At 37.9% G+C, this 12138-nt stretch carries 11 protein-coding genes; all 11 read left to right on the top strand.

Translation table 11 applies throughout. The features are described from left to right. Positions 1–17 precede the first annotated feature (17 nt). Positions 18–881, top strand: a complete 864-nt coding sequence (locus GMD3S_RS0204800) for an Rgg/GadR/MutR family transcriptional regulator (RefSeq protein ID WP_000572854.1) — start codon at positions 18–20, stop codon at positions 879–881. Between the two features lie 471 nt (positions 882–1352). Further along, positions 1353–3869: a class III lanthionine synthetase LanKC N-terminal domain-containing protein gene (locus tag GMD3S_RS0204785; RefSeq protein ID WP_000375504.1), complete on the top strand. Its 2517-nt coding sequence runs from the start codon at positions 1353–1355 to the stop codon at positions 3867–3869. After that, the gene (locus GMD3S_RS0204780; protein WP_000862377.1) at positions 3866–5092 is read left to right on the top strand and encodes an MFS transporter; all 1227 of its coding nucleotides are present in this window, start codon (positions 3866–3868) and stop codon (positions 5090–5092) included. Before GMD3S_RS0204785 ends, GMD3S_RS0204780 begins: the two co-directional genes overlap by 4 nt. 145 nt (positions 5093–5237) lie before the next feature. Next, a complete protein-coding gene (locus tag GMD3S_RS0204775) occupies positions 5238–5864 on the top strand; it encodes a hypothetical protein (RefSeq protein ID WP_000673205.1) in 627 nt (208 codons plus the stop codon). A gap of 93 nt (positions 5865–5957) precedes the next feature. After that, on the top strand, positions 5958–6560 hold the full coding sequence (locus tag GMD3S_RS0204770; protein WP_025172956.1) for a hypothetical protein: 603 nt from the start codon (positions 5958–5960) through the stop codon (positions 6558–6560). A gap of 67 nt (positions 6561–6627) precedes the next feature. Next, on the top strand, positions 6628–7323 hold the full coding sequence (locus tag GMD3S_RS0204765) for an AzlC family ABC transporter permease (protein ID WP_000659754.1): 696 nt from the start codon (positions 6628–6630) through the stop codon (positions 7321–7323). Continuing rightward, complete coding sequence (locus GMD3S_RS0204760) at positions 7313–7636, top strand: AzlD domain-containing protein (protein WP_000253936.1); 324 nt, start codon at positions 7313–7315, stop codon at positions 7634–7636. The genes GMD3S_RS0204765 and GMD3S_RS0204760 overlap by 11 nt, the downstream gene beginning before the upstream one ends. Before the next feature lie 103 nt (positions 7637–7739). Beyond that, complete coding sequence (locus GMD3S_RS0204755) at positions 7740–8582, top strand: amino acid ABC transporter substrate-binding protein (RefSeq protein WP_000724967.1); 843 nt, start codon at positions 7740–7742, stop codon at positions 8580–8582. 154 nt (positions 8583–8736) lie between these two features. Then, the gene (locus GMD3S_RS0204750; protein ID WP_000694511.1) at positions 8737–9591 is read left to right on the top strand and encodes a MetQ/NlpA family ABC transporter substrate-binding protein; all 855 of its coding nucleotides are present in this window, start codon (positions 8737–8739) and stop codon (positions 9589–9591) included. Positions 9592–9709: 118 nt separating this feature from the next. After that, a complete protein-coding gene (locus GMD3S_RS0204745; protein WP_000231793.1) occupies positions 9710–11083 on the top strand; it encodes a M20 family metallopeptidase in 1374 nt (457 codons plus the stop codon). After that, entirely contained in the window at positions 11076–12137 is a 1062-nt protein-coding gene (locus GMD3S_RS0204740) for a methionine ABC transporter ATP-binding protein (RefSeq protein WP_000085691.1), read from the top strand. Before GMD3S_RS0204745 ends, GMD3S_RS0204740 begins: the two co-directional genes overlap by 8 nt. The last annotated feature ends 1 nt before the right edge of the window (position 12138 follow it).

Genomic DNA, 12138 nt, shown 5'->3' with positions numbered 1-12138 from the left:
AATTAGGAGGTGGCCAGATGATTGAGAGAATGGAATTGGGAGAATTTTACAAGGAATTGCGGCTGGCGAGAAAGCTCAAGCAGTCAGATGTGGCTTGTGAAGGTCTAACAGCTTCTCAGTTATCCAAGTTTGAACTGGGACAGTCTATGCTGTCTGCGGATAAACTGATACTAGCTATCCAAGGGATAAATGTGACCTTTGATGAGTTTGGACACAAGCTTAATAATTATCAGGAATCCCCACATATGCGATTTGGACGAAAAGTTGTAGATCGTTTTGCCCATCAAGATATGGCTGGCTTAGAGCAACTATTAGAGGAAGTTGAGCAGGAACAGATGGCGCAGACCTATCGTCGTTTGAATGCTATTGTGATTAAAGATGCTATCCATTCCTTAGATAAAAGGTATCCGTTAGAAGAGGAGGATAGCGAGTTTTTGACCACCTATCTCTATGCTATCGAGTCTTGGACCTGGTTTGAACTCTATCTTTTTTGCAATACCATGCCTTTCTTAAGTAATCAAGATCTGATTTTTTTATCCACCTCTTTACTTGAAAAATCCAAGGAATTTAAAGAGTTGGTACACAATCAATTGTATATGAAAAGTGGTTATCTTAATATCATCTCAGAGCTCATGGAGCGTAAGCTTTTCTCTTACATCCCAATCTTTGAAGCCGAGTTGGAGAGTATGCTCCGGCCATATGATGTTTTTGAGAAAGTATCATTGCAGTTTTTAAAGAAGATGAGTGTATTCCTTCAAACCAAGGGGAGCAATCAAAAAGAGATTGAACACTTTATCCAATCTCTGCAAATATTAGAAAATCCACAATTAACAGCCCTTTTTGAATTGCGTTTGCAGCAATACAAAGAGCTTATCGATTAGTTAGAAAAGGAATGACAATAACCCACTCTAAAATAAGTAGGAGTATCAGTTGGATTTTGCTTTTTTTCATCATTATATCCCTCCTTGTGAGTAGTACCTTCATTATATCAGGGAAAGAGTCAAATCTACAAAAATCGCAAATGTGAAATTTCCATGAGAAAAAATATCAAATATGCGATTTTCTAAAATGAGCTAATTTCTGTGTTATACTGTCCTTGTAAGACATTTGAAGCAAATCCTAGGTTGCAGAAGTGGTTTACAAAGAAAAATAATTAAAGGAGAAAAGAAATGCATAATCTAATGGAACTTGAATTGTTACCTGAAGAGCCAGTAATTACTGTATCACGTGAAGTTTGTAAGTGGACTTGCTCATTTACTGCTCTTTAAGAATAATTGGTTAAAATTAAGGATAGTTAATTACTAATTAACTATCCTTAATTTCATTTTAGAGATAATGTATTTATTATATTTATGGATAGATTACAAACAATGCTGAATAAAATACAAGTTGACACTTACCATAAAAATGGGTGGTTATTTGTGAAGTATAGTAACAATAAACTTACACAGGGATGGAAACTTCATGTAAGCAGTCAACTAAAAGACGCTTGTAATATTTTTTATATTGTTGCACAAGAGCTGGAGAAGGAAAGATGTAACTACAAAGTTCTAGATTGTTTGGATGAGTTAAAAAAATTGAATTCTCCGAGGGAAGTTTCTCCTACTGCAAATAAGTTTATCACTATATATCCGTCTAGTAGGAAGCAGGCCAAACGAATAATATTAAATCTAAAAGAAAAGTTAGAAAACTATAAAGCTCCAAGGATTTTATCAGATTTTCAATGTGGTGAACATTCTCCAATACATTATAGATATGGGGCGTTTAAAGCAATTAAAAACTACAATTTTTCTGAAAATAAAATTGTCTACATGATGAAAAATAGTAGAGGAGAATTAGTAGAGGATCTGAGATTAAATTATCCGTATTTGCCAGAAGGGGTTAAGGATTTATTTACTGATGTGGAAAAAAATAAATTATTTAAACCCTCCCCGGGAATTCCAGAGAATCACCCTTTAAATCACTATAATATCGAGTGTATTCTGAAAAAATCCAATAGAGGAAATGTTTACAGAGCTGTAGTAAAAAATAGTAATCAGAAAGTGATAATAAAACATGCACGACCATATGTTTATAGTTGGGATGATGGTTTCTCTGCAATTGATGAATTAAAGAATGAAGCAACAAATTTGAAAGTATTTCAGAACAAGTCCTATACGACAGAATTAATTGAAGAGTTTTATGTCAATGAAGATTACTTCGTAGTGCAAAAGTTTATACCAGGATATAATTTTTTTGATTTAAAAAATATTGATATCGAAAAAAATGTAATTATTAATAATATAATTGATATTATTAATGACATTCATGCTGAAGGATATTTAGCAGTGGATATTTCTCCAACAAACTTTATATTGGATGATTTTGGTCGTGTTAGGTTAATAGACCTAGAAAATTTTACAAACAAAAATAATACTGTTAGAAGAGCTGCTACAAAATTCATGATAAATACTGATTGTTCCTCAAAAATTTGTACCATTCAACAGGATTATTTTGCACTTGCAATGTTGAGTTTGGCGATTATGCGCGAGCATGTTTTAATATTTGAAGGAGAGGACGTCTTCTTAAATATAACTGCTTTAGATAAAATCAAGTCTTGTATGTATATGGAGAAAGAAATTGGGAACATAACTAAATCGCAATTTAACTGGTTGATGTATTTATTGAATTTAAGTGAACAAGAGAAGTTAGACCGATTCGAGAAGATGAAGTATATAAACGATTTTGAAGATGAAAATATAGGATTTCATTCAAAGAGAGTTAATTCCTCATTCGATTTTCAAATTGAAAATGAGACACTTATTAACTATCTTCTTTCATTAAATATGAATAGAGAAAGTAGGATACTAAATTCAAATGAATTTGGAGAATTTGTTAGTCCAGTATCGTTTCAACATGGCTTATCAGGATATTTGTTTTATTTATCACACATGAGAGACATTTCTGACAATGGTAGAATTATCGAGTGGCTTATCTCTGAAGGAAATCAAAATAAAGGAAATGGGTATTTAAATGGTTATTCAATTTTATTTGGTTCTTCTGGATATCTTTGGGCATTATTAGAGTTCTATAAAAAATTTGCCAGCAACAATCCAAGTAGAGAATTGATTATAGATAAAACTAGAGAAATTTATAAAGACTTGATAAGTAATTATCAGAAAGTTGAAGTATTTGACTTTGCTTTAGGAAAGTCAGGTGTTTTATTGAGTATTATGAAATACTGTATAAATTTCAATGATGTCGATAGTATGAAATTTATTAGAGAAAAAATAGAGGAGTTATATTTATATTTTGTAGAAGAGATACAAAATGTTAATAGTTTAAAAGAATGTAATTTTGCACATGGTTTAGCTGGGATTGCATACGTAATTTCAATTTATAATTCGGAATTTGAATTTAAGGTAGCTTACGAAAATAGTATTAATGTATTTAATAATCTGTTAGAAAATCTGTTAGAAAATGAATATAGTAGACTAAATGCAACTCCTACAAATTTAGAACTATCGTGGTGCGAAGGAACTTCAGGAATCTTACTTTATTTTGAATTATTATATGATAAAAGGTATTCAAAAATAATTTCAAGATTTCAACAACTTGCTTTCAAATTCAATCTTATTCAGTCAAGTTGTTATTGTCATGGTTTATCCAGTTTGTTGCAAACTCTAAACTATCAGGATAATTTAAATTTACGTGAGAATGTAATTGAGATTTTATTAAGTAGATCCAAAAGAGATAAAAATGGTATTTTGGTATTTGAATGTGAAGAAAGTTCAGATACATTATTTGATTTTGGAATCGGAAATCTAGGGATTTATTGGTCTATCCTTGGGGAAAACTTCCCGTTTGAACTCAAAAAGGAGTTGCGATGAAAGTATTTATTCAAAATAGAGATTTTAGGCAATTAACCATCAACCAGTGGATTTCAACGGTTGGGGATACGATTTTTTATCTTGCTTTTTTGAATTATGTGGCAGATGCTTCGTTTGCCCCCTTGGCAATTTTACTCATTACGATTTCAGAGACTGTTCCTCAAGTTCTGCAAATCTTTATGGGAGTTTTGGCTGATTTTCAACATTATCGTGTTCTAAAGTATACGGTTATTAGTTTTGTCAAATTTGTACTTTATTCTATAGTGGCACTTTCGCTTTCAGGGCAGTCCTTTTCCTTATGGCTAGTATTCTTTATTTGTTTGATGAATCTCTTGTCGGATACATTGAGTTACTTTTCAGGAGCCATGCTAACTCCTATTTTTATAAGAATCATTGGGAAAGAACATCTTACAGAAGCCATTGGTTTTAAACAATCAACAGTTAGTTTAGTTCGGACAATCAGTAATATTCTAGGAGGGGTTCTACTAGGAATTCTTTCCATTCAGTTCATTTCCTTGCTCAACGCTCTGACGTTTCTGATAGCATTTGTAGGTATTCTTCTGATAAAAAATGATCTTTTGAAAGTTGAAAAAACAATTAACTATCAAGAAGGTCTTTCCATAAAGTCGTTTTGCCAGCATTTGTTCCAATCATCGAAATTGATCTGGAATATGGATAGAGTGATCTTCATTTTATTTATCGTATCTATCAGCCAAGCTGTGATCAATGTCACTGTTCCTATTTCGACTCTTTTTTTAAGAAACCAACCGTTTTTGAATTTACAAACTGGTCAATCACTCGCTTTGTTATCAACACTAGAATTGTTAGCACTTATTGTCGGAAGCCTTGTAAGTGGCTATCTGAAAAATACGATTTCTATAAAAACAGCTCTATACGCTTCGGTCGTCATCCAGTTACTCCTTCTAGTAGGATTTGCCACAGTTCATTTTGGTTTGATTCTGCTTTTCAGCTCCTTGGATGCCTTCATCGCAGGGTTACTCTCTCCTAGATTGCAAGAACTCGTCTTTAAACAAATACCTGAGGAGTCAATGGGAGCGGTTCAATCCTCTATTGGTGCGATTACGGTTGTTTTACCAAGTCTATTCACAATCGTTTTTGTAACGATTGCTACAAGTTTTGGGGTCCTATCGGTCAGCTTTATTCTATTGCTATTACTCCTAACTGCATTTGTCATGCTCTTGAATATTCGTGAGAGCATTTAGTAGGAAACTTTGATTTAATTTTTGTTCATATGATAAGGCTGGCTTCCCAGTCTTTTTCTTATTATGGCGGTTTGTCACTTACCCTTCACAGCATCCGACTCTATCAAAGTTTGTCAATCATAGAGTTTTTTAGTATAGTAGAAATATGAAATTTACAAAAATAATCAGTGGTTTGCTTGCTCTTGGAGTGATAATCTTATTTATAAAATCTTACCAAAATTTTAAAAATTTGGAATTTCCTAGTACGCAGTTAGTCATGTTTAAATCGCTTTCGTTTTATATGTCTGTAGAATCTTTTGAAAATACATTTGTCGCAGCTGACAAAGTCGTGGAAGAGGAGGAAATGGCCTATCGTGATACTTGGCGTGCAGAAGACCCGTATTTCTATAAAACAGGTCGCCTTTTCTATTATTACGAAAATATGAGATGGGAAGGCTATACTATCCGCGCAGATTTTACATTTTCAAAATGGCATACCTTGGAAGAAGCGAGGGCTTCTTTTCCTGTTGCTTCAAAAATGGAACAGAAAGAACTACTTGACAAACTATCGCAGGCTATAAAAACAGAAATTGAATCTTTACCAGACTATCAGTCTATGACAGTTGAAATGGTAGAACTAGATCAAGATTCTTATCAATATAAAGTCAAATTACAAGGGCAAACGGAGGATCTCTGGGTCGAGGTTTATTCGACAGAACTTGGATATCATGAAAAGCTTGAAGATAAGGAGTATGGGGTTGGGATTAGTCAATATCGGAGGCATGCATCGTAATCCTTTCCTTCTATACCATAGAATAAAGAGTCAGTTAATTGTTGACTTTTTTTATCTTGGACAAATGCCCGAGTTTTTTAGTATAGTAGAAATATGAAATTTACAAAAATAATGAGTATGGCACTTGCTCTAGTGGTATTGTTGCTGTCTTTAATGGTTTTTCGAATGTTTCAAAAGACGCAATTGGTCATGTTTGAATCCGTTTCTTTTAATATGCCCCTCGAATCTTTTGAAAAAGTGTTTGGAAAACCTCATGAAATAGTAGAAGAGACAGAAACAGGCTATCACAATCCTTGGCGTGCAAAAGATCCTTATCTCTATAAAACCGGGCGCCTTTTCTATGACTACGAAAACTTTAAATGGAAAAGTTACAGCGGTCGAGTGACCGTTACTTTTTCAAAATCGCATCGTTTACAAGGAGCGACGGTTTATTTCCCTATGGCTTCCAAAGATCAACAAAAAGAGATATTTTATAAAGTGACCCAAGACATGAAAGCTGAAATCGAAGCTCTACCAAACTTTCAGTCTTTGAAAGTTGATGCTTTGGTGGGGTATGATGTTGGTTATCGATTTAAGGTCAAAATGAAAGGGCAAGGGAGAGAACTCTGGATTGATGTTTATCCTACAGAATATGAGAATGAGGATAATCCTGAGAACAACCAATATAATATTGCAATCGATCAATTTCGATGGTAGTTACCCTAGCGTGCTTGTTTTGAATGCTTAGTAGTAGAATGCTGTATTTGTAAGAATGAGGAGAAGGATGAAAGAAAAAGGATTTTGGGAAGGTGTTCAGGCAGCCATGCCGACTGCCCTTGGCTATGTCAGCATTGGTCTGGCTTGTGGGATTATCGGTGCGCCCTATGTGACACCTGTTGAGATGGGCTTGATGAGCCTCTTTGTTTATGCTGGGAGCGCCCAGTTTGCCATGTTGGCACTGATTGCGGTCCAAGCGCCTGTGGCAGCCATTGCTATGACAGTTTTTTTGATCAACTTGCGACTTTTTTTACTGAGCTTGCATGCATCGACCTATTTCCGTCATACTAGTCTCTGGCAAAATATCGGCATGTCCAGTCTCTTGACAGATGAGACCTATGGGGTTTTGATGGGCGAATTAGCCCATACAGATAAAGTCCATCCCATGTGGATGCACGGGAACAATCTCAATAGTTATGTAGCCTGGTTTATTGGGACAGTGGCGGGGACAGCTTTAGGTGGGCTTCTTCCAAATCCTGAGGTCTTTGGATTGGACTTTGCCCTTGTAGGAATGTTTATCGGGATTTTTACTTCGCAATTTCAGATTATGCAAAGACGGGTTCCTGTCCGCAATCTGCTGCGGATCCTAGCCGTTGTTGCGGTGTCCTTCTTTTTGCTCTTGACAGTGGTGTCTCAGTCGCTAGCTGTTCTGTTTGCGACTTTGCTAGGTTGCACTATGGGGGTGGTCTTAGATGGTCAGTAAATATCTTTTGTTAGCCGTTATCTTTTCAGGCCTAGTGACTTGGATTCCCCGTATGATTCCCTTCATCTTGGTTAAGTACAAGGGCTTGCCAGCTATCGTCGAGCGGTTTTTGAAGTTTTTGCCTGTTTCCATTATCTTTGCCTTGATTCTTTCAAGCGTAGTGACTGGCAAAGTTGGCAGTCTTCCTCAAATCAAATGGCTGGACTTTTTAGCAGTCTTTCCAACGGCTTGGGTAGCCTTTCGCTACCGCAATCTAGTAGGTACGGTTCTTTTTGGGGTAGTCTTGATTGCAGTCTTGCGTCTGGTCTTTTAAATCAGCCATAAAAAAAACCTATCACCGAGATAGATATCATATAATGGCGAAAAAAAATATTTTCTGTTAAGATAGTAAAGTATTCTATTTTGGAGGAAATGACATGAAAAAAATCGTCAAATATTCATCTCTTGCTGCTCTAGGACTTGTTGCCGCAGGTGTACTAGCAGCTTGTTCAGGTGGAGATAAGAAAGATACTGCAACTAGCGAAGCAGCATCTGGTAAGAAAGAAATTATCGTTGCAACCAATGCTTCACCAAAACCATTTAACTACGAAGAAAATGGTGAGTTGACTGGTTATGAGATTGAAGTAGTCCGTGCTATCTTTAAAGACTCTGACAAATACGATGTTAAGTTTGAAAAGACAGAGTGGTCAGGTGTCTTTGCAGGTCTTGATAGCGACCGTTATCAAATGGCGGTGAACAATATCAGCTATACCAAAGAACGTGCTGAAAAGTACCTTTATGCAGCTCCAACTGCTAAAAACCCTAACGTTCTCGTTGTGAAGAAAGACGACGACAGCATCAAGTCACTTGATGATATCGGAGGCAAGTCTACTGAGGTCGTTCAAGGGACAACATCAGCTAAACAGCTAGAAGATTATAACAAACAACACGCTGACAATCCAACGGTTCTTAACTATACCAAGGCTGATTTCCAACAAATCATGTCTCGTTTGAGCGATGGTCAGTTTGACTACAAGATCTTTGATAAGATTGGTGTTGAAACAGTTATCAAGAACCAAGGTTTGGACAACTTGAAAGTCATTGAACTTCCAAGCGACCAACAACCTTACGTTTACCCACTTCTTGCTAAAGGTCAAGATGAGTTGAAATCATTTGTAGACAAACGTATCCAAGAACTCTACAAAGACGGAACTCTTGAAAAATTGTCTAAACAGTTCTTTGGAGATACTTACCTTCCAGCAGAAGCTGATATTAAATAGTCGTATGAAATCATCCAGTCTGAGAAAGACGGATGATTTCTCAATTTTCAGGTATATAGTTTCAAACTATATGTCTGCCTATCTAATAACAATTTGCTAATTCAAATAAAGTATGAGATACTATTACGGTATTATTTTTAAAGGAGAAAGAATCATGAAAATTAAAAAATGGCTCGGTTTAGCAGCTCTTGCTACAGTCGCAGGTTTGACTCTTGCAGCTTGCGGAAATTCAGAAAAGAAAGCAGACAACGAAACAGTTGTCAAAATTGCAACAGTTAACCGTAGCGGTTCTGAAGAAGCGCGTTGGGATAAAATCCAAGAATTGGTTGAAAAAGATGGAATTAAATTGGAATTCACAGAGTTCACAGACTACTCACAACCAAACAAGGCAACTGCTGATGGCGAAGTAGACTTGAATGCTTTCCAACACTACAACTTCTTGAACAACTGGAACAAAGAAAACGGGAAAGACCTTGTAGCGATTGCAGATACCTACATCTCACCAATCCGCCTTTACTCAGGTAAAAATGGGGAAGAAAACAAGTACACTAAAGTGGAAGAAATCCCAGATAACGGTGAAATCGCCGTACCAAACGATGCAACAAACGAAAGCCGTGCACTTTACTTGCTTCAATCAGCTGGTTTGATCAAATTGGATGTTTCTGGAACTGCTCTTGCAACAGTTGCTAACATCACGGAAAATCCAAAGAACTTGAAGATTACTGAATTGGACGCTAGTCAAACAGCTCGTTCATTGTCATCAGTTGATGCTGCCGTTGTAAACAATACCTTCGTTACAGAAGCAAAATTGGACTACAAGAAAGCACTCTTCAAAGAACAAGCTGATGAAAACTCAAAACAATGGTACAACATCATTGTTGCGAAAAAAGATTGGGAATCATCACCTAAGGCTGATGCCATCAAGAAAATTATCGCAGCTTACCACACTGATGAAGTGAAAAAAGTTATCGAAGAAACATCAGACGGTTTGGACCAACCAGTTTGGTAATAAGACATAGGGAGGTGGGAGAGAGTTTCCACCTCTTACTTTTGTATAGAGAGTTGATTTTAAAGAGGCACTTGTGGTCGTTCTGAGGACACAAGTACGTAGTAGAAAGAGAGAGAAAATGGTTTTTCCTAGCGAACAAGAGCAGATTGAAAAATTTGAGAAGGATCATGTGGCCCAGCATTATTTTGAAGTTTTGCGTACCTTGATTTCCAAGAAATCAGTCTTTGCCCAGCAGGTTGGACTCAAGGAGGTCGCAAACTATCTGGGTGAGATTTTCAAGCGTGTAGGGGCTGAAGTGGAGATTGATGAGAGCTATACGGCTCCCTTTGTCATGGCGCATTTCAAGAGTTCGCGTCCAGATGCTAAGACTTTGATCTTCTATAACCACTATGACACTGTACCAGCGGACGGAGATCAGGTGTGGACAGAGAATCCCTTTACGCTTTCGGTCCGCAATGGATTTATGTATGGGCGTGGTGTTGACGACGACAAGGGCCATATCACGGCTCGTTTGAGTGCTCTGAGAAAGTATATGCAGCACCACGATGATCTGCCAGTCAATATCAGCTTTATCATGGAAGGGGCAGAGGAGTCTGCTTCTATGGATTTAGACAAGTATTTAGAGAAACATGCAGACAAACTTCGTGGGGCGGATTTACTAGTCTGGGAACAAGGGACCAAGAACGCCTTGGAACAGCTGGAAATCTCTGGAGGAAACAAGGGCATTGTGACCTTTGATGCCAAGGTAAAAAGTGCGGATGTGGATATCCACTCGAGTTATGGTGGTGTCGTGGAATCAGCTCCATGGTATCTTATCCAGGCTTTAAGTAGCCTACGTGCAGCAGATGGGCGTATCTTAGTAGAAGGCTTGTACGAGGATGTTCAAGAGCCAAATGAACGAGAACTAGCCTTGGTGGATACCTACGCCCAACGCAATCCTGAGGAAATCAGTCGCATTTATGGCTTGGAATTGCCTCTCTTACAAGAGGAACGTGTAGCCTTCCTAAAACGTTTCTTTTTCGAGCCAGCCCTTAATATCGAAGGGATTCAGTCAGGTTATCAAGGGCAAGGGGTTAAAACGATTTTGCCAGCAGAAGCCAGTGCTAAGCTAGAAGTTCGTTTGGTTCCTGGTCTAGAACCGCATGATGTTCTGGAAAAAATTCGGAAACAGCTAGACAAAAATGGCTTTGATAAGGTAGAATTATACTATACCTTGGGAGAGATGAGCTATCGAAGCGATATGAGCGCGCCAGCCATTCTCAACGTAATCGAGTTGGCCAAGAAATTCTATCCACAAGGCGTATCAGTCTTGCCGACCACAGCGGGAACAGGACCTATGCATACGGTCTTTGATGCCCTAGAGGTACCAATGGTGGCCTTCGGTCTAGGAAATGCCAATAGCCGAGATCACGGTGGAGATGAAAATGTGCGAATCGCCGATTACTACACCCATATTGAATTAGTAGAGGAGCTGATTAGAAGCTATGAGTAGAGATATTATCAAGTTAGATCAGATCGATGTGACTTTTCACCAAAAGAAAAGAACCATCACAGCGGTCAAGGATGTGACTATTCACATCCAAGAAGGGGATATCTACGGAATCGTTGGATATTCTGGAGCAGGGAAATCAACCCTTGTACGGGTGATTAACCTCTTGCAAAAACCATCTGCTGGGAAAATTACCATTGATAACGACGTCATTTTTGATGGCAAGGTAACCTTGACGGCAGAGCAGTTGCGTCGCAAACGTCAAGATATCGGGATGATTTTCCAGCATTTCAACCTAATGAGTCAAAAGACAGCAGAGGAAAATGTGGCCTTTGCCCTCAAACATTCTGGACTCAGCAAGGAAGAAAAGAAAGCAAAAGTAGCTAAGTTGTTGGACTTGGTTGGCTTGGCGGATCGTGCTGAAAACTACCCTTCACAACTATCAGGAGGGCAAAAACAGCGTGTAGCCATTGCGCGTGCCTTGGCAAATGATCCGAAAATTTTGATTTCAGACGAGTCAACGTCTGCCCTCGACCCTAAGACAACTAAGCAGATTTTGGCCTTGTTGCAAGATTTGAACCAGAAATTAGGTTTGACGGTTGTCTTGATTACGCATGAAATGCAGATTGTCAAAGACATTGCCAACCGTGTGGCGGTCATGCAGGATGGCCGTTTGATTGAAGAAGGCAGTGTCCTTGAAATCTTCTCAGACCCTAAACAACCTTTGACACAGGACTTTATCTCAACAGCTACAGGTATTGATGAAGCCATGGTCAAGATTGAGAAGCAAGAAATCGTAGAACATTTATCTGAGAACAGTATCTTAGTGCAGCTCAAGTATGCAGGGGCTTCGACAGATGAACCACTTTTGAATGAATTGTACAAACATTACCAAGTAACGGCCAATATCCTCTATGGAAATATCGAAATTCTCGATGGCACTCCTGTCGGAGAATTGGTGGTGGTCTTGTCAGGTGAAAAAGCAGCACTAGCAGGTGCCCAAGATGCCATCCGTCAGGCTGGCGTCCAGTTAAAAGTATTGAAGGGAGGACAGTAAA

It is taken from the genome of Streptococcus sp. GMD3S (assembly GCF_000298695.2).
GTDB lineage: Bacteria > Bacillota > Bacilli > Lactobacillales > Streptococcaceae > Streptococcus.
Note: the sequence above shows the minus strand (reverse complement) of the source record. Positions and strands in the feature narration are given on the sequence as shown.